This is a genomic window from Streptomyces liliifuscus (genome assembly GCF_016598615.1).
GTDB lineage: Bacteria > Actinomycetota > Actinomycetes > Streptomycetales > Streptomycetaceae > Streptomyces > Streptomyces liliifuscus.
The window spans coordinates 1,841,682-1,859,984 of sequence record NZ_CP066831.1 but is presented as its reverse complement, the minus strand read 5'-3'; the positions used below and the strand labels follow the sequence as shown (position 1 = coordinate 1,859,984).

Genomic DNA, 18,303 nt, shown 5'->3' with positions numbered 1-18,303 from the left:
CCCCCGGGAAGTGCGGCAACGCTCGTGGCAACCGGTTCCCGGGCCGGAGGCTAGCAGGGGGAGCGGCGGACGGGGAGGGGGCGGAATCCGGCTGTCACAGGGAGTAGCCCCGCAGCTTTCGGTAGAGAGTCGCGCGGGCGATGCCCAGCGCCGCCGCGGCACGCGCCTTGTTGCCGCCGTGACGGCGCAGCGACTCCAGGATGGCGGTGCGCTCGGCGAGTTCCATCGGACTCAGCTGCCGGGTCGCGGGGCCTTCCCGGACGGGGTCCGGGAGTTCTGCGCGTCGCACCGGGCCCGCCACCTGGCGGTGCTCGGCCAACGCCCTGACGAGATGGGCGAGTTCCGTGATGTTGCCGGGCCACGGATGGCGCTCCAGGGCCCTCAGCGCGTCCAGTGTCCAGGTGAGCGGAGGCCGTCCCGGCACCGGACCAGGAGCCAGTTCGCGGAGCAACTCCCTGATGTCGTCCGGGCGTTCGCGCAGCGCCGGGAGGGGCACCGAGCGGGCGGCCAGGGTGTCGAGCAGCCGCTGGAGGCAGGGGCCCGGGGGAGTGCCGGGTGTGTACGTCAGGAGCAGGGGCGCGTCCGGGCGTTCGTCGAGCAGGGAGTTGAGAGCGGCGACGTCGGACTGGGCGAGACGCTCGGCATGACGGAGGAGGAGCGCGCGATCGCTCGCAAGTGCCGTTGCCCAGCTGTCCGGTTCGTCGACCGGGCCCTCCGCCGCGTCCACGACCAGCGGATCCAGATCCCCGCGCGCTGTCAGCAACTCCCTTGCCAGGGCGGTCTTTCCGGTGCCGCGCTCCCCGGTCAGGAGCAGGGGCTCCCGGGACCGGGCCAGTTCCGCGGCCTTCGCCGTCGTGTGACGCCATGGCACCGAGCGCCCGGCGAGCGCGACACGAGGCTGTCGCGCGTGCGGTCGCGCCGCCTCACCGGTCGGCGGCTCGACCACGGCGACCACACCGATGACCGCGCCCTCATGGCGAACGGGGGTGACACGCGCCGTGCCCGTGCCGTCGGGGAGTTCGAGATCGTAGGCGACGGAACCGTTCCTGTGCGGTGCCGAGTCGTAGGGCTCGGAGGGGTCGTACGGTTCAGAAGTGCCGACCGGTCCAGAGGGGTTGTACGTCTCAGAAGTGCCGGCCGGTCCAGAGGGGACGTACGTCTCAGAAGCGCCGGCCGGCTCGGCGGAGTCGTCCGCTACGGAGGCGCCGGTGGCATCCCGCTCCGAGCCGTTCGCCGCCGCGGTCCGTTCCAGCACCGCCACCGCGCCCGGTGACAGCATTCCCGCCGCCGCGTCGCTCAGCAGCCGGTTCTTGCCGTCGAGCGCCACGACCGCCGCCCCGGGCCGTGCGGCGGCCCGCTGGAAGGCGTCGAGCAGCACGCGTTCCGTCGTACGGGACCGGGCCAGCAGCTCCGCCTCGACGGCCGTCGCCGTGGCCTCTGCGAGGGCGGCGCCCGGATGCGGCGTACACCCCGTGCACAGGCCGCACGCGACGGTCACCGTGCCCAGGACCTGGCCGTTCTCCGGGGCCAGCACCGGCACGCTGACGGCGGACACGTCCTGCCAGAGGTCGAGGAAGTGCTCGGGGCCGTGCACCTCCGCGCGACGCCGGGTGCGCAGGGCGAGGGCCGCGCTGTTGTGCCCGACCTCCTGCTCGGACAGGTCATGGCACTTCTCGTCGCCCGGCCCGCTCCCGGCCGACCAGAGCACGCGCAGCCGCTCGTCGGTGAGGACCAGGGACGACTGCCCGGAGGCGAGGGCGGGGGCGAGCCGTTCGAGCACGGGCCGCGCGGCCGTCAGCAGGGCCGACCGCGCGGGAAGCAGGGGCTCGGAGGGTTCGGTCAGGTCGTGCCGTACGCCGAAGAAACGGGCACGCCGCCAGGCGGCGACGAGGTCGTCCGGCACTCCGTCGGGCAGCGGGCGTCCCGTCAGGAACCGCTCTCGCGCCTGGCGAAGCGGCGTGAGAGCGGGACGGGCGGGGGACTCTTCGGTGGTGGTCACGGCGCCTCCCACCGTACCGGGCATGGTTGAACACGTAACAAAGGGGCGCCCCCGCTGTGTTCCACGCCCGCACCGGAGTCCCGCTGGGCCCGCACCGGTGCCCCGTGGACCCGCGCCGATGTCCCGTAAACCCGCACCGGTGTCTCGTAATGAGACACCCGCGTTCCCGCCCACCGCACCATGATCATGAATGGTTGGTGCTGTTCTCATCCTCTGGAGCGTCCCCGTGCACACCGTCGAGCCCGTAGTCGAGACCGACGTACTCATCGTGGGCAGCGGCCCCGCGGGCGCTTCGGCCGCCCTGGCCCTGAGCACCTACGGCGTGCCCAACATCGTGGTCACCCGCTACGCGAGCCTCGCCGACACACCCCGTGCCCACATCACCAACCAGCGCACGATGGAGGTCCTGCGCGACCTCGGCGTCGAGCAGGAGGTCGTCGCGCAGGCCACGCCCCAGCACCTGATGGGCAACACCACCTTCTGCACCAGCCTGGCCGGTGAGGAACTCGGCCGCGTCCGCTCCTGGGGCAACGACCCCCTCGTACAGGCCGCGCACGACCTCGCCAGCCCCACCCGTATGTGCGACATGCCCCAGCACCTCATGGAGCCGGTGCTCGTCGACGCCGCCGTCGCCCGCGGCACCCACCTCCGCTTCAGCACGGTCTACAAGTCCTTCGTCCAGGACGCCGACGGAGTCACGGTCACCGTCGAGGACCGGCTGCGCGGCGACGAGTACACGATCCGCGCCAAGTACCTGATCGGCGCCGACGGTGGCCGCTCGAAGGTCGCCGAGGACGCCGGGCTGCCGATGGGCGGCCAGATGGGCGTGGCCGGCAGCATCAACATCGTCTTCGACGCGGACCTGAGCAAGTACACCGCGCACCGGCCGTCCACTCTCTACTGGGTGCTCGCCCCGGGCGCCACCGTCGGCGGCATCGGCGCGGGCCTCGTACGCAACGTCCGTCCCTGGAACGAGTGGATGATCGTCTGGGGCTACGACGTGACGGCGGGCGCCCCGGACCTCACCACCGAGTACGCGGAGTCCATCGTCCGCAGACTTGTCGGCGACGACGAGATCCCCGTGACCATCAAGTCCTCCTCGGCGTGGACGGTCAACGAGATGTACGCCGAGACGTACTCGAACGGCCGCGTCTTCTGCGCGGGCGACGCCACGCACCGCCATCCGCCGTCCAACGGGCTCGGCTCCAACACCTCCGTCCAGGACGCGTACAACCTGGCGTGGAAGCTCAGGCTCGTCCTCGACGGCATGGCCTCGCCGAAGCTCCTCGACACGTACACCGCCGAGCGTGCCCCGGTCGGCAGGCAGATCGTCACCCGCGCCAACAAGTCCATCGGCGAGACCGCGCCGATCTTCGAGGCGCTCGACGGTCTCTCCCCACAGAGCCCGGAGCAGCTGTGGGCCAACATCGCCGCCCGCAAGGACGCCACGGAGGCCGCCGAGAAGCAGCGCGCCCGGCTCCGCGAGGCGATCGCCTTCAAGGTGTACGAGTTCAACGCGCACGGTGTCGATCTCAACCAGCGGTACGTGTCGGACGCGGTCGTCCCCGACGGCACGCCCGATCCCGGTTTCGATCGCGATCCTGAGCTGTACCACCAGCCCTCGTCGCGGCCCGGTGCCAAGCTGCCGCATGCGTGGATCACGGCCGGGGACCGGACCCTGTCCACGCTCGACGCGGCCGGTCAGGGGCGCTTCACCCTGTTCACCGGTATCGGTGGTGAGGGGTGGGTGCGGGCCGCGGAGGCCGTCGGCCTCGACATCGCCACCGTTGTCATCGGGCCCGGGCAGCAGTACGAGGATCCGTACGGTGACTGGGCGCGGCTGAGTGAGGTCTCCGACTCGGGTGTGCTGCTTGTGCGGCCCGACGGGTATGTGGCGTTCCGGTACGCGACGGCTGTCCGCGATGCGGAGGAGTTGCTGGGCGGTGCGGTGCGGCGGATTCTCGGACGGTAGCGGGCGGCTCCGCTCGTTGTGAGGGTGGGGTTCGGGGTGCTGCGGGCCGGTGTGTTCGTGCGGGTCGTGTGTGGCCGGGCGCGCAGTTCCCCGCGCCCCTGAGGTGTGAATGGCTTGCGTCGCTCACCGGGCGAGGCAGGTTGTGCGGGACAGTGATCGTGGGAAACGGGACACGGTGAATCAGGAGTCGTCATGACCATCGATGCCAGCGGGACCGCGGTCACCGAGGAGGCCGTCGGGAGTCTTGGTGCGGGTACCGATCCGCGGTTGCGGGAGTTGCTCACCGGTCTGATCCGGCACCTTCACGACTTCGCGCGCGAGACGCGGCTCACCCAGGAGGAATGGGAGCGGGCGATCGGGTTTCTGACGGCGACCGGGCAGGCGTGCACCGACACCCGGCAGGAGTTCATTCTCCTGTCGGACGTGCTCGGACTGTCGATGCTGGTCGAGAACCTGAACGCCGACCGTGGCCCCGGCGCCACCGAGTCGACCGTCCTCGGGCCCTTCCACATGACCGAGTCCCCGGTCCGTGAACTCGGCGCGGACATCGACCTGGTGGGCAGCGGCGAACCGTGTGTGGTGAGTGGCCGGGTGCTCTCCCAGGACGGCACTCCGCTGCCCGGAGCGGTCCTCGACGTCTGGCAGGCCGACGCCGACGGCTTCTACGACGTGCAACGGCCGGACCTCCAGCCGCCGGGCAACGGCCGCGGTCTGTTCACGGCGGACGCGGCGGGCCGCTTCTGGTTCCGCACCTGTGTGCCGAGTCCGTACCCCATCCCCACCGACGGTCCGGTCGGCGACCTGCTCCGCGCCACCGGCCGGCACCCCTACCGCCCCGCCCACATCCACTTCATCGCCACCGCCGAGGGCCACGCCCCCGTCACCACGCACATCTTCGTGGCGGGCAGCGACTACCTCGACTCGGACGCGGTGTTCGCGGTGAAGAGCAGTCTGGTCGAGGACTTCGCGGAGACCGACGACCCTCCCCTGGCACGGGAGTTCGGCATCCCGAACCCCTTCCGGCACGCGCGGTTCGATCTCGTACTGACTCCTGGGGAGAAGGCGTGAACTTCTCGTACGAGGCCCAGCCCATGCGGGTCGTCTTCCGGCCCGGTGCCTCGGTGGGCGCGACGGCCGATGAGGTTCAACGGCTCGGTCTGCGGCGGGTGTTGGTGGTGTCAGGCGCGCGCGGTGCGGACACCGCGCGGGCGGTCGCCGACTCGCTGGGCGAGCTGTGCGCGGGACTGCACGCCGAAGCCCGGATGCACGTCCCGGTGGAGGTCGCCGACCGTGCCGTCGAGGTGGCTCGCGCGGCCGGTGCCGACGGCTGCGTCGCCGTGGGGGGCGGTTCGTCGATCGGCCTCGGCAAGGCGATCGCGCTGCGCACGGGACTGCCCTTGATCGCCGTGCCCTCCACGTACTCCGGTTCCGAGATGACCCCCGTCTGGGGCCTCACCGAGCACGGCGCGAAGCGCACGGGGCGCGACCCGTCGGTCCTCCCGCGCAGCGTGGTGTACGACCCCGAGCTCACCCTCTCCATGCCCGTGCCCCTCTCCGTGACGAGCGGAATCAACGCCGTCGCGCACGCGGTCGAGGCGCTGTACGCCCCCGACACCTCGCCCCTCGTCTCCCTGATGGCCGAGGAGGGCGTACGGGCGATGACCTCGGCCCTTCCGGAGATCGCTGCCGATCCTTCGGCCCTGGAGGCCCGCGGTCGTGCCCTGTACGGGGCCTGGCTCTGCGGTTCCTGCCTGGGCGCGACCACCATGGGCCTGCATCACAAGCTCTGCCATGTGCTGGGCGGCACGTTCGGCCTGCCGCACGCCGAGACGCACACGGTCGTTCTCCCGTACGCCCTCGCGTACAACGCTCCCGCCGCTCCCGAGGCGATCAGGGCCCTCGATCGCGCCCTCGGCACGGACGACGCCCCGCTCGCTCTGTGGAGCCTGTCCGGACGTCTCGGCGCACCTCGCTCCCTCGCTCAACTGGGTCTTACCGAGGCCGACTTGACGGTCGCGGCCGAACAGGTCGCGGGCCAGGCGTACGCCAATCCGCGCGAGGTCACGCGCGAGGGCGCACTCGCCGTGCTGAGGGCGGCGTTCGCCGGGGACGCCCCTCACGCCTGACTCCCCATGTCTTGACATACACCTGAAACGATTCTTAGCTGGCTGCGCGCCATCCAGATTCGTGACGCAGGTTCATGGGTGTGAATGGGGTGTGTGTGAAGCTCATCGACCAGCGCCTGGAGGCAGCCCGCGCATGACCACCCCCGACAGTCGGATCCGTGAACTGATCGTCACGCCGATCGCCTTCCGCGACCCGCCGCTCCTCAACTCCAGCGGTGTGCACGAGCCGCTCGCGCTGCGGCTGATCCTCCAACTCGTCCTGGAGGACGGCACGGTGGGCCTCGGCGAGTCGACCGGGGGTGACATCCGCATCGAACGACTGGGGGCCGCGGCGCGGGCGGTCGTCGGCATGGACGTCTTCGACACCACCGCCGTCGCGGCCGCGATCGACTCTGTCCTGCTGCCCACCGTGCCCAGTTCCCACGAGCGCGGCTGGACCACCTCCGCCGTGGAGGTCGCCTGTCTGGACGCCCAGGGCAAGCTCCTCGGCCGCTCCGTCAGCGACCTGCTGGGCGGCGCGGTCCGCGACGCCGTGCCCTTCGCCGCGTACCTCTTCTACAAGTGGGCCGAACACCCGGCGCTCGACGGCAGGCCGGCCGTCGGTGACGAGTGGGGCGAGGCCCTCGACCCGGCGGGCATCGTCGAGCAGGCCCGGCTGATGCGACAGCGGTACGGATTCAGTTCGTTCAAGCTCAAGGGCGGTGTCTTCCCGCCCGACGAGGAGATCGCCGCGATGAGGGCGCTCGCCGAGGCCTTCCCCGGACAGCCGTTGCGCCTGGACCCCAACACGGCCTGGACGGTGGAGACTTCGCAGTACGTGGCCCGGGAGCTGGACGGCTGCCTGGAGTACTTGGAGGACCCCACCCCCACCATCCCCGGCATGGCCGAGGTCGCGAAGACCTCGCCCATGCCGCTGGCCACCAACATGTGCGTGGTCGCCTGGGAGCAGCTGAAGCCGGCCGTCGAGCAGGACGCCATCCAGGTACTGCTCACCGACCACCACTACTGGGGCGGGCTGCGCCGCACCCGTGAACTCGCCGCCGTCTGCGAGGCGTTCGGCATCGGGCTGTCCATGCACTCCAACTCCCACCTCGGCATCAGCCTCGCCGCCATGACCCATGTGGCCGCCGCGATCCCGAACCTCGACACCTCCTGCGACACCCACTACCCCTGGAACTTCGCGGACGACGTCATCGTCCCCGGTGTGCTGGAACTGCGGGACGGCGCGGTCGAGGTCCCCGCGGGTCCCGGTCTGGGCGTCGAACTCGACCACGACGCACTGGAACGGCTCCACCGGGTCTATCTCGACTCGGGCATGAAGGGCCGCGACGACACCGGTTACATGCGGCGCGTCCACCCGGAGTACGAGTTCAAGCTCCCTCGTTGGTGACATCGGCACCCCCAGAAACTATCGAAACAGAAAGCGCTGTCACGCGTCTCGACAACCGTTTGCCCCCGCCTCATTCTTCAACCAGGTTGTGGCATGAGCGCGACAGGAGACCTCCATGATGAAGCGCAGATCGCTGCTGGCGGCGGCGGGCGGCACGCTGCTGGGCAGTGCGCTGGCGACGGGCACCGCCCACGCCGACGCGACCATCAGCGTCAACCCCGGAACCAGATACGGGAGTTGGGAGGGGTGGGGGACCTCCCTCGCGTGGTGGGCCAACGTGTTCGGCGCGCGGGACGACTTCGCCGACATCTTCTTCACCACCAAGTCCGTGGCGTACGGCGGCAGGACCCTGCCGGGCCTCGGCATGAACATCGCCCGCTACAACCTGGGCGCGTGCAGCCCGAACAGCGTGGGCGGCCAGTCCATGGTCGCCTCGCCCAACATCCCGGCCTTCAAGCAGATCGAGGGCTACTGGCAGGACTGGAACAACGAGGACCCCACCTCCTCCGCCTGGGACTGGACGGCGGACGCCAACCAGCGCGCCGCCCTGGTGAAGGCCGTCCAACGGGGCGCGGTCACCGAGCTGTTCGCCAACTCGCCCATGTGGTGGATGTGCCTCAACCACAACCCGTCGGGCGCGTCAGGAGGCGGCAACAACCTCCAGTCCTGGAACTACCGCCAGCACGCCTCCCACCTGGCGGCCGTCGCCCTGCGCGCGAGGAACAACTGGGGCGTCAACTTCGCGACCGTCGACCCCTTCAACGAACCCTCGTCCTCCTGGTGGACCGCCACCGGCACCCAGGAGGGCTGCCACATGGACGCCGCGGTCCAGGCCGCCGTCCTCCCGTACATGCGCAGCGAACTCGACGCGCGCGGCCTGTCCGGCATCAGGATCTCGGCGTCCGACGAGACGAGCTACGACCTGGCCCGTACGACCTGGAACTCCTTCGGGGCGTCGACGAAGGCTCTCGTCAGCCAGGTCAACGTGCACGGCTACCAGGGTTCGGGCGGCCGCCGCGATCTCCTCCACACGGATGTCGTGACGACGGCGGGCAAGAAGCTCTGGAACTCCGAGACCGGTGACAGCGACGGCTCCGGGCTCACCCTGGCGAGCAACCTGTGCCTGGACTTCCGCTGGCTGCACCCGACCGCCTGGGTCTACTGGCAGGCGATGGACCCCTCCACCGGCTGGGCGATGATCGCGTACGACGCGAGCACCCTGCAGCCGACCACCGTGCAGACCAAGTACTACGTGATGGCCCAGTTCAGCCGGCACATCCGGCCCGGCATGACCATCCTCGACACCGGCGTCGGGTACGCGGTCGCGGCCCACGACGCCACGCAGAAGCGCCTGGTCGTCGTGGCCGTCAACTCCGGTGCCGCGCAGACGCTCACCTTCGACCTGTCCCGCTTCAGCCAGGTCACGGGCGGCAGCGGCGGGCTCGTACGGCGCTGGAACACCCTCACCTCGGGCGGCGGCGACCTCTACACGGCACGCTCGGACACCTACCTCAACGGCAAGAGTCTGAGCGTGCCGTTCGCCGCCGCCTCGGTGCAGACCTTCGAGATCGACGGTGTCACCGTGTGAGGGCAGCACCGCCCGAGCCGGTGACCTTGAGGTCGCGCATCCGTCCGGTGTTGTCGAACGAGCCGAAGCCCACCCGGCCGGAGGAGAGCGTGGTGTCGACGGCGGTCATCAGGGGCTGTTTCGAGCCGTCGAGATAGACCGCGATCTCACCGGTGCCCGGGCAGTGCACCACCCGCACGTTGTGCCAGGCCGAGTCGGTGATGGCCGGTGGCGCACCGGTGGCGCCGTTCCACTGGTCCTCCAGGCGCAGCCGGTCGGCGTCGTTCACGACGAAGATCCCGTTGTGCGGATAGATGGTGTTGTCGGTCGACAGGTGCGCGTAGTAGAACTTCGTGTCCGACTGGTGGCCGAACACGATGATCACGTCCCGGTTGGTGATCTCGACGGGCGTGTCGATGCGGACCCGCGCGTCGATCCGTACGGAGCCGAAGGCCGGGGGACCCGCGGTGAGCACGGCGTACTCGAAGGGACGCCGTGGACCGGGGCGGGCGGCCCCGGCCTCGGCGAGGATCGCCTCACGGCCCGGGAACTGCCACTTGGACGGGGTGACCGGGGCCCAGTTCCGGCCGGCCATGACGTTGGTGACCTTCGTGCCGTCGGTGTCGCAGGAGGCGAACTTCCTGGTGCCGGTCACCTTCCAGATCCTGCCGTTGGCCTTGGAGAGGAGATAGAGCCCGCCGTCGGCGTCCTGCCCGAAGCGCAGGTCGACCCGGCTGTCCCCGGCGAGGTCCTGCAGCGTCACCCGGGTGCCGCTCTCGTCGTACAGCATCAGGTCGTACAGCTTGGCCAGCTCCGTGCCGCCCCGCCGCATGTCCTTGGTGTCGGCGTAGAGGAGGCGGCCGTCGACGAGGTCGCCGAAGACGTACTTGCCGTACAGCTCGGGCAGGTCGCGGTCGCGGAGGACGAAGCCTCCGACGATCGCCCGTCCGACGTCGGAGGTGCAGTTCCAGTTGGCGGGCGGGTCGTGGTCGTAGGCGGCGACGGGATACGTGTAGCCGTACTTCTCGTCGTCGGCGGGCAGTGGCTGGATCTTGGCGCAGGGATCGGTGGCGGTCTTGTCGAAGACGAAGGCACCCTCGCGTTCGCTCCAGCCGAGGTTGTCGCCCGCTCTCACCTCGTAGACGGCCTCGATGGCGTGCTCACCGATGTGGCCGAGGTACATACGGTTGCGGCCGCCGGTGTCCCAGCTGAACCGGTGCGGGTCGCGCATGCCGTACGCGTAGATCTCGCCGAGCGCCCCTGGGGTGCCGACGAAGGGGTTGCGGGACGGGATGCCGTACTTGCCGTTGGCGCTGTTGGTGCCGCGCGGGTCGATGCGCAGGATCTTGCCGTGCGGCACGGCCAGGCTCTGCGGCTCGCTGTTCCTTGCGCCCTGGCCGCCGTCGCCGACGGCGAGGTAGAGCAGCCCGTAGTCCTTGTCGTGGGGCCGGGCGGTGGGGTTGAAGTCGATCTGCTGGATGCCGTGGACGCGGCCGGTGAAACCGATGCGCAGGACCTCGCGGCGCGTGCCCTCGAAGGTGTCGGCCGAGGGGTCGTCGGCCGTCCACTCGGTGACGATGCCGTGGTACACCGTGTTCGACGCCTGCCGCATGTCGGGCACGGCCGTGGTGGCGGAGGCCAGTTCGGTGTGGACCGTGTAGAAACGGCCGTTCTTCTTGAAGCGCGGGTCGAAGGTGACGAACCCGAAGCCCATGCCGAGCCCCTGGCTGGCGAAGAACGCGGGGGAGAAGGTGCCGGCGACGTCGAGATAGACGCGCGGGGTGCCGTTCTCGACGAGATACAGCTTGCCGTTGAGGTCGGGCACGGCCATCCGGCCCGAGCCGTCGGGCAGTTCGCTCAGATAGTTGATGCGGGCGTGCCGCCTCAGCCGTGGGTCGGTCACGGGACCGTCCGGCGGCTCACTCTTCGGGAAGGCCGCGAACTCCTCGACGGTTAGCCCGATACCGGAGGTGGTGGGCCGCTCGGGGATCGGGTCGGTGATCGGTTCGGCCGCGTGGGCCGTGCCGCCAGGCAGGGCGACGAGGACGGAAAGCAGCAGTGCCAGAACGAGTAATGGTGTCAGCAGGATGGGTCTGGGACGGGGCCCGGGTCCGGGTCTGATGCCGGGGGATCCGGTCATGGCTGTCACTCCTCTGCGGCCTTGTGCGTGACCAGTCGGTACTGCGCTCGGACCAGCGCGGCGTCCACCGCGCGGTCGAGGAACATCAGGCTGTCCATACGGCAGTTGCAGGGATTGCCCTCCCGGGTGTTCTGCGGGAAGCTGCCGCCGATCTTGATGCCTCGCGGGTCGGTGGCCGAGGTGCGGTGCGGGCCGGGGCCCGAGAGGTCCCAGGGGTCGCCGGGCACGGTGTAGAAGCCGTCCAGCGGCTTGCCGTTGCGGTAGAGCGCCATCTCACCGCTGTCGAAGTCGAAGGTCGCGGCGAGGAACACCCATTCGCCGGGCGGCAGCAGGGTCCGCCAGTCCTGGGCGGCCGCGAAGGTCTGCGAGGCGGCCCCGTCGATCCGCCGGCCGAGGGCGACCAGCCGGAGTTCGCCGTTCACGTTGATGAGTTCCAGCAGGGCGCGCACGCCATGTCCGTCGGAGTCGCCGGAGAGCACCCCGGCGAGACCGATCGCGCCGTAGAGGTCGTCGGGGGAGGCCGTGTTGGAGTTGGGGCTCGGGTTCTGCCCGGTCATCTTGAACCACCCCATCACGGTGGTCCCGCGCACCGCGTTGAAGGCGTTGAGCGTCGGCACGCCGGACGTGGAGTACACGCCCGCCTTCCAGTCGTCGTTGCCCGCCGTGTCCGGATTGACCTGCCGGACCTGCAGCGAGGTCCGGCTGCCCCGGTGTGCGCCGTCCGGTGCCCGCATCCGGGCGCCGCCACCGACGAGGTCGATGTCGGTGCCGGAGAAGCCCCGGTCGCGTTCCCGGGCCGGATTGCCGCGTACCGGATGCTCGAAGTCGTAGTGGGCGGCGAGGTCGGGTCTGAGCCCCGGATGCACGGCGGTTGGCCGCCGACCGTCGTCGCGTGCCCCGGCCGGTGGCGCTGCCGCCAGGGCCGTGAGGGCTGTCAGGAGAGCGGCGAGGGCCACTCCCGCGTACCGTCCGCGTCTGACCATGTCGCTCGCTCCTTTGCGAGGCGTGTCATGACATCGATGTCCTTGCCTGTCGTCGCTTTCCCGTAGGGGGCACCGCTTTCCCCGGCCGGTCACCGCTTGGGTGTGGCCGGTGGCTGTGCCGGCCTGCCCCCGAGGTAGAGCTCGCCCAGCTGCGGATCTGCCAGCAACTCCCGTGCCGGGCCCGAGATATGGACCCGTCCGAGGTCGAGTACGCAGCCGATGTCGGCGGTCTCCAGCGCGCGGCGGGCGTTCTGCTCGACCAGCAGTACGGCCGTGCCCGCCTCCCGCATCCGCACGATCTGCTCGAAGACCACGCCCGTCGTCTTCGGGTCGAGCCCCATGGACGGCTCGTCGAGCAGCACCACCCTGGGCCTGACCATCAGCGAGCGGGCGAACTCCACCTGCTTCTGCTGGCCGCCGGAGAGCAGCCCGGCCAGACTCGTCCAGCGTTCGGCGACGAGCGGGAAGAGATCGCGTACGAAGTCGGCGCGCTCGGCGACGACCGCCTTGTCCTTGATGGTGTAGCCGCCGAGCAGGACGTTCTCGGCGACCGTCATCTCCCGGAAGACGCTGTGCCCTTGGAGGACATGGGCGACTCCGGCGGCGAGCAGTTGCTGCGGTCCGCGGCCGGTGACGTCCACGCCGTCGACCAGGACCCGGCCGGAGCGCGGCGCGAGGAGCCCGCTGGCCACCTTCAGCACGGTGGACTTGCCCGCGCCGTTCGGGCCGACCAGGCACACCACGGCCCCGGCTGGCACCCGGACCGTCAGACCGCGCAGCACCAGGGCCGCCCGGCCGTATCCGGCGCGGATGTCGTCGAGTTCGAGCAGGAATCCGGAGTCGGAGTCAGACGCCAAGGTAGGCCTCCAGAACTCGTTCGTCGGACTGGATCACCGAGGGCGGGCCCTCCGCGATCGGCCGCCCGCGGTCGAAGACCACGACGTGGTCGCTGAGGGACATGACGAGGTCCATGTTGTGCTCGACGATCAGGAAGGTCCTCCCTTCGGCGTTGAGTTCGCGCACCAGGTCACAGATGCGGTCGATCAGTGCCGGGTTGACCCCGCCCGCCGGTTCGTCGAGCAGGATCAGCTCGGGCTCGCTCATCAGGACGCCCGCGAGCTCCAGCAGCTTCTGCTGCCCCCAGGACAGATTCCGCGCCTCCGCCGTCTCCAGGTGGTCGATGCCCATGCGGGTCAGCCAGTACCGGGCCCGTTCCGTCTCCTCCCGCTTGCGGGCACCGGCGAGTTGGGCCGGCAGGTTCGGCGGGCGTACGGCGACGAGCAGGTTGTCCAGGACCGTCATCCGGGGGAAGACACGGCAGAGCTGGAAGGAGCGGCCGATCCCCGCCCGGGCGATGCGGTGCGGCGGCCTGGCCGTGATGTCCCGGCCCCGGTACGTCGTGCGGCCCGCGTCGGGACGGATCATGCCGGTGACGCAGTTGAAGAACGTGGTCTTGCCGGAGCCGTTCGGTCCGATCAGGGCGTTGACCTTCCCGTGTCGGAAGGACACGGTGGCGCCGTCCAACGCGGCGACCCCGCCGAAGGTCTTGGTGAGTCCGACGGTCGCCAGGCTCTGCTCACCCTTGTGCGCGCTCACTGCCTCACCTCTCTCTTCCCGTCTCTCTTCCCGTCCGGTCTTTTCCCGTCCGGCCGGTGGTCCGGCCGGACGTCCGCCTCGCGTTCGTCGCGCAGTTCGGCCGCGGTGACCTCGCGGATCGACGTCTCGCCGGTCCCCAGGACACGTGCGACCAGTCCGGTGACTGCCGGGATGACCCCGTCCGGCATGAACATCACGACGACGCCCAGCAGCAGGCCCGCGAAGACCAGATGCAGCGGGGTGTCCCCGTACTCGAGCTTGGAGTACTCAAGGCCGTACCCGACGACCACCGCCCCGAGCAGCGGCCCGTACAGATGGCGTACGCCCCCTAGGAGCGCCATCAGGACCATGTAGGCCCCGCTCAGGATCGAGAACTGGAAGACGGGGTCGAGGTCGCCGAACCACAGGCCGTAGAGCCCTCCCGCCAGAGCGGTGAAAGTCGCCGAGACCACGAAGACGACGAGCTTGTACGTGTAGGTGGGAGTGCCCAGCGACTGGGCCTTGTCCTCGTCCTCGCGGATCGCCTTCAGCCCCATGCCGAACCGGGAGCGGTCGATGATCCACCAGGCCAGCAGCGCCAGCGCCAGCAGCCCGAGGAACAGGAAGTAGAAGATCTCGTGGTGCTCGGAGCGCAGCTTGCCGGGGAACGGCCGCGGGACCACCAGACCGCGCGAGCCTCCGGTGAAGGAGGCCCAGCTCTGGAAGACCAGCAGCATGATCAGCACCAGTGCGATCGAGACGATGACGAAGGACGCCCCGCGCACCCGCAGCGCGGCGTAGCCGACGGGTATCGCGAGCACGGCGACCAGGGCGGCCGCGACGAACAGCGCGACGAACGACGGCAGTTCGCCCTTGGTGACGAGCAGCCCGGTCGCGTACGCGCCGAGCCCGGCGAACGCGCCGTGTCCCAGGGAGATGTAGCCGGTGAAACCGCCGACGAAGTTCCAGGAGGTGGAGAGCACCGCGAAGTTGAGGATGGCGATGCCCACGGTCAGTTCGTACGGGCTCGGGGCCATGGACGGGAAGGACAGCGCGACGGCGATCCCGGCGAGCAGTGCTCCCAGCCGCAGCAACCTGCCTGTGTGGCGCGGGCGTTCAGAATCTCTGGGCAAGCCGACCCCCGAAGAATCCCTGCGGCCGGACGGCCAAGGTGGCGAAGAGCGCGACATAGAAGACCGTCTGCGCCCAGGTCGTGCTGAGTTCGAGTTGCAGCAGGCTCTGTGTCAGGCCGAGGGCCATGGCGGCGATCGCCGCCCCCGGCACGCTGCCGAGGCCGCCGACCACGATGATCGCCATCAGCGGACCGATCCAGTGCCAGTGCAGCGAGGGGTAGATGGTCGTGTCGAGCGAGAGCGCCGTCCCGCCGACCGCAGCCGTGGCGAGACCGAGTCCGAAGCCGTACCCGGCGATCCGGTCGGTGTCGATGCCGACCAGCGCGGCGGCCTCCCGGTGCTGGATCGTCGCCCGCAGCGCCTGGCCGAACCTGCTGTGCCTCATCAGGAGATACAGCCCGAGCAGGGCGGCCGCCGCCAGGCCGAACGCGATGAGCTTGACCACCGCGACCCGGGCGCCGAAGAACTCCAGGCTCGCGGAGGAGTAGCCGAGCCGGATCCGGCGCTGGGTGCCGGAGAAGGCGTACCCGAGGAGCCCCTCGATGACGAGGGCGACGGAGAAGGTCAGCAGCACGGACATCATGGTCAGCGTCGCCGGGCGCAGCCGGGTCAGGAGCAGCCGTTGCATGGCCACGCCCGCGACGAAGAACAGCGGCACGGTGACGAGCAGGGTGAGCAGCGGGTCGACGCCGGTCTCCCGGTGGGCGTACCAGGCGAGGTAGGCGGCGAGGATCAGGAATGCGGAGTGGGCGATCATCACGACGCGCATGACGCCGAAGTAGAGGGTCAGGCCGGCCGCCAGGAGGGCGTAGAGCCCTCCCAGCAGCACGCCGAGGACGATGCTCTGGAACACGAGGCTCGCGGAGGGCACAGGCTCACCACTTCGGCTTGGGGTGGACCAGGTCTGCTTCCTTCTGTTCCTCGGGCAGGACGATCTGGATCTCGCCGTCCACCCACTGCTGGATCATGTGCGCGCTCTGCGGGCGGCCCTTGGAGTCCCACTTGAGGGGGCCGACGACGGTCTCCACCTCGTTGCCGCGCAGCCACTTCACGAGCTTCTGCTGGCACTCCTCGTCCTGGGAGGCACACTCGGCGGCCTCGACGGCCGCGGCGACGACCTGTCCCGTGGTGTAGGCGTTGGCCTCGTCCTCCTCCGGGGCCTTGCCGAACTGCTCGGTGTACTTCTCGACGAACTCCTTGTTGCTCGGGTAGTCCGCGTGCTGGGTGTAGCCGGTCGGCGCGAGGATGCCCTCGGTCTTGTTGCCGATGGCCTTGGCGAACTCCGGTTCGGTGGGGGCGGTGGAGAAGGCGGCCATCTTCGGCTGGTAGTTCAGCTGTTGGAGGGCGACGATCAGGTTCACCCCGTCCTGGTACTGCGAGCCGCCCACCACCATGTCGGCCTTGGAGGAGGCGATCTGCGCGGCGATCGAGCCGAAGTCGGTGGTGTTGGGCGGATAGACCTCGTCGACGACGGTCTTGATACCGCCCTTCTCCAGCTTGTCCTTCAGCCCGTAGGCGGTTCCCTGGGCGAAGGGGTCGTCCATCGCGGCGTACGCCACGGACTTGGGACGCTCCGCCTCGGGCAGCGCCAGGATGTAGTCGGCGAGATGGTTGTAGTGGTCGTTGGCGACCGCCGGGGCCGCGTAGAAGAGGTTCTTGAAGCCCTGGTCGAAGACCTCCGGGGCCGCGCCGGCCGGCTCGACGAAGAGCAGACCGTACTCCTCCGCCACCCGGGCCGCCGGCACCACGAGCCGGGTGGAGAACGGGCCGAAGACCAGGTCGACCTGGTCCCTGCCGATCAGTTGCTCGTAGTCGGAGACCACCCGGTCGGCGTTCGACTGGTCGTCGAGGATCTTCAACTCGACCTTGCGGCCGAGCAGTCCGCCATTGTCGTTGACGATCTTCGCCCATGCCTTGTAGCCGCGCTCCACACCCTTGCCGGGCTCCGAGAAATCCCCGGTGAGCGGCAGCGAGACACCGATGGTGATGGGGTCGTCGGGTGAATCCTCCGAGCCGCCACCCGAGCCGCAACCGGCGGCAGTGAGTGCCGTGGCGGACGCGAGGGCGGCAACTCTCCATGAAAGGCGCTGTGTTGTGCTCATCGCTGGACTCCCCTGTCCGCAGGCACTCTCTTCGCCGTTCGAAAGCGCTTTCGCGAGCGCTTGCGTACTATGTAAGCCACGTCACATGAGTTGAGACAAGCGTCGTGCACGGACCGATTGACAAGGCCCTGTTCGGAGGCGGTGACGAATGCCAAGGCCCCGTTCACGACTGCGGCTCGCCGATGTGGCCGAGCGCGCGGGAGTTTCACTGACCACGGCGTCCCGGGCGCTCGCCGGACGGGACGGGGTGCGCGAGGAGGTCGCCGAGCGGGTCCGCCGCATCTCGCGCGAACTCGGCTATGTCGCCAATCCCCATGCGCGCACCCTGGCGGGCGGTACGGCGTCGACGGTGGGGCTGATCGTCCATCAGATCGACGACCCGTACTTCTCGGAGATCGCGGGCGGGGTCGTTCAGGTGGCGGGCGAACGCGATCTGATCGTCCAGATCTGCCACTCCGGCCGGAATCCGCAGAACGAACTGCGTCAGATTCGCCATCTGATCGCCCAGCGCGTCGGCGTCATCATCATCGCGGGCTCCGGATACGTCGACCCCCGGATGGAGGCCGAGTCCAGGGCCGAACTGTCCGCCTTCCAGGATGCCGGCGGGCGGCTCACGGTGATCGGCCGTCACTTCCTCAACGCGGACGCGGTACGGCCGGACAACAAGGAGGGCGCCGAGACCGTTACTGATCATCTGCTGTCCCTCGGGCACCGCCGGATCGCGGTGGCGGCGGGGGAGATGCTGCTGTCCACGGTCGCCGACCGGTTCGCGGGGGTGGTGGCGGCACTCACCGAGGCCGGCGTTCCCTCCGACGAACTGCCGGTGGCACAGGCCGAGTTCACCCGGGACGGCGGGCGTGACGCGGCCGAGCGGATCCTGCGCGACCACCCGGACACCACCGCGATCGTCGCCCTCAACGACGCCATGGCCATCGGCGTCCTCTCCGCGCTCCGCACCCACGGAGTACCGGTCCCGCACCGGATGTCGGTCGCCGGATTCGACGACGTGTCGTTCGCGGCGGACCTCGCCCCCGGCCTCACCACCGTGCGGCTGCCCCTCGCCGACATGGGCCGCCAGGCCCTCTCGATGGCCCTCAGACCGCCCGCCTCCCGGCCCCGCCGGAAGTCCACCGGCCATGCGCTGGTGGTACGCGACTCCACGGGGCCCGCGCCCTCGCGGTGAGACACCGGGCGCGCAGTGTCTCGTACCGGGACGGCGCGCCGCGTACTGGGACGGCGCGCACTGTCTCGTATTGAGACACCCACGCCGTGGACGGCCGGATCATGATCATGAGTGGCTCACGTCCCGGTTCGCC

14 protein-coding genes are annotated in these 18,303 nt (G+C 70.0%); 6 read left to right on the top strand and 8 right to left on the bottom strand.

All coding sequences use genetic code 11. The annotated features are described in order from the left end of the window. Positions 1 to 94 precede the first annotated feature (94 nt). The gene (locus JEQ17_RS08040) at positions 95 to 1,999 is read right to left on the bottom strand and encodes a helix-turn-helix domain-containing protein (protein WP_407700040.1); all 1,905 of its coding nucleotides are present in this window, start codon (positions 1,997 to 1,999) and stop codon (positions 95 to 97) included. 190 nt (positions 2,000 to 2,189) lie between these two features. Between JEQ17_RS08040 and JEQ17_RS08035 the strand changes: the two genes are divergently transcribed. The 5 genes from JEQ17_RS08035 (at position 2,190) to JEQ17_RS08015 (ending at position 9,075) form a co-directional block, all read left to right on the top strand. Continuing rightward, complete coding sequence (locus tag JEQ17_RS08035) at positions 2,190 to 3,971, top strand: FAD-dependent oxidoreductase (protein ID WP_200394563.1); 1,782 nt, start codon at positions 2,190 to 2,192, stop codon at positions 3,969 to 3,971. A gap of 192 nt (positions 3,972 to 4,163) precedes the next feature. Further along, positions 4,164 to 5,039, top strand: a complete 876-nt coding sequence (locus tag JEQ17_RS08030; protein ID WP_200394562.1) for an intradiol ring-cleavage dioxygenase — start codon at positions 4,164 to 4,166, stop codon at positions 5,037 to 5,039. A 23-nt stretch (positions 5,040 to 5,062) separates the two neighbouring features. Then, a complete protein-coding gene (locus JEQ17_RS08025) occupies positions 5,063 to 6,097 on the top strand; it encodes a maleylacetate reductase (protein ID WP_200401378.1) in 1,035 nt (344 codons plus the stop codon). 133 nt (positions 6,098 to 6,230) lie between these two features. After that, positions 6,231 to 7,487 (top strand): glucarate dehydratase family protein, encoded by a 1,257-nt coding sequence (locus JEQ17_RS08020; RefSeq protein ID WP_200394561.1) that lies wholly within the window; start codon positions 6,231 to 6,233, stop codon positions 7,485 to 7,487. 115 nt (positions 7,488 to 7,602) lie between these two features. Next, positions 7,603 to 9,075, top strand: coding sequence for a glycoside hydrolase (locus JEQ17_RS08015; protein ID WP_200394560.1), 1,473 nt, complete (start codon positions 7,603 to 7,605; stop codon positions 9,073 to 9,075). On the opposite strand, the gene JEQ17_RS08010 is transcribed toward JEQ17_RS08015, so the two are convergent. The 7 genes from JEQ17_RS08010 to JEQ17_RS07980 form a co-directional block, all read right to left on the bottom strand. Beyond that, positions 9,065 to 11,194, bottom strand: coding sequence for a PQQ-dependent sugar dehydrogenase (locus JEQ17_RS08010; RefSeq protein WP_200394559.1), 2,130 nt, complete (start codon positions 11,192 to 11,194; stop codon positions 9,065 to 9,067). The genes JEQ17_RS08015 and JEQ17_RS08010 overlap by 11 nt on opposite strands. Positions 11,195 to 11,199: 5 nt before the next feature. Then, the gene (locus tag JEQ17_RS08005) at positions 11,200 to 12,177 is read right to left on the bottom strand and encodes a LamG domain-containing protein (protein ID WP_200394558.1); all 978 of its coding nucleotides are present in this window, start codon (positions 12,175 to 12,177) and stop codon (positions 11,200 to 11,202) included. An 89-nt stretch (positions 12,178 to 12,266) separates the two neighbouring features. Further along, a complete protein-coding gene (locus tag JEQ17_RS08000) occupies positions 12,267 to 13,034 on the bottom strand; it encodes an ABC transporter ATP-binding protein (RefSeq protein WP_200394557.1) in 768 nt (255 codons plus the stop codon). After that, on the bottom strand, positions 13,024 to 13,773 hold the full coding sequence (locus tag JEQ17_RS07995) for an ABC transporter ATP-binding protein (protein WP_200401377.1): 750 nt from the start codon (positions 13,771 to 13,773) through the stop codon (positions 13,024 to 13,026). Before JEQ17_RS07995 ends, JEQ17_RS08000 begins: the two co-directional genes overlap by 11 nt. Further along, positions 13,770 to 14,846: a branched-chain amino acid ABC transporter permease gene (locus JEQ17_RS07990; RefSeq protein WP_200394556.1), complete on the bottom strand. Its 1,077-nt coding sequence runs from the start codon at positions 14,844 to 14,846 to the stop codon at positions 13,770 to 13,772. Before JEQ17_RS07990 ends, JEQ17_RS07995 begins: the two co-directional genes overlap by 4 nt. A 22-nt stretch (positions 14,847 to 14,868) precedes the next feature. Further along, entirely contained in the window at positions 14,869 to 15,756 is an 888-nt protein-coding gene (locus tag JEQ17_RS07985; protein WP_143634523.1) for a branched-chain amino acid ABC transporter permease, read from the bottom strand. 4 nt (positions 15,757 to 15,760) lie between these two features. Further along, a complete protein-coding gene (locus JEQ17_RS07980) occupies positions 15,761 to 16,987 on the bottom strand; it encodes an amino acid ABC transporter substrate-binding protein (protein ID WP_200394555.1) in 1,227 nt (408 codons plus the stop codon). A gap of 148 nt (positions 16,988 to 17,135) precedes the next feature. Between JEQ17_RS07980 and JEQ17_RS07975 the strand changes: the two genes are divergently transcribed. Continuing rightward, the gene (locus tag JEQ17_RS07975) at positions 17,136 to 18,170 is read left to right on the top strand and encodes a LacI family DNA-binding transcriptional regulator (protein WP_200394554.1); all 1,035 of its coding nucleotides are present in this window, start codon (positions 17,136 to 17,138) and stop codon (positions 18,168 to 18,170) included. Positions 18,171 to 18,303: the final 133 nt, after the last annotated feature.

Coding starts and splice junctions, on each gene's coding strand:
- JEQ17_RS08025 (WP_200401378.1), top strand. CDS start 5,063: ATGCGGGTCGTCTTCCGGCCCGGTGCCTCGGTGGGCGCGACGGCCGAT.
- JEQ17_RS07975 (WP_200394554.1), top strand. CDS start 17,136: ATGCCAAGGCCCCGTTCACGACTGCGGCTCGCCGATGTGGCCGAGCGC.
- JEQ17_RS08005 (WP_200394558.1), bottom strand. CDS start 12,177: ATGGTCAGACGCGGACGGTACGCGGGAGTGGCCCTCGCCGCTCTCCTG.
- JEQ17_RS08020 (WP_200394561.1), top strand. CDS start 6,231: ATGACCACCCCCGACAGTCGGATCCGTGAACTGATCGTCACGCCGATC.
- JEQ17_RS07980 (WP_200394555.1), bottom strand. CDS start 16,987: ATGAGCACAACACAGCGCCTTTCATGGAGAGTTGCCGCCCTCGCGTCC.
- JEQ17_RS08015 (WP_200394560.1), top strand. CDS start 7,603: ATGATGAAGCGCAGATCGCTGCTGGCGGCGGCGGGCGGCACGCTGCTG.
- JEQ17_RS08030 (WP_200394562.1), top strand. CDS start 4,164: ATGACCATCGATGCCAGCGGGACCGCGGTCACCGAGGAGGCCGTCGGG.
- JEQ17_RS08010 (WP_200394559.1), bottom strand. CDS start 11,194: ATGACCGGATCCCCCGGCATCAGACCCGGACCCGGGCCCCGTCCCAGA.
- JEQ17_RS08035 (WP_200394563.1), top strand. CDS start 2,190: ATGGTTGGTGCTGTTCTCATCCTCTGGAGCGTCCCCGTGCACACCGTC.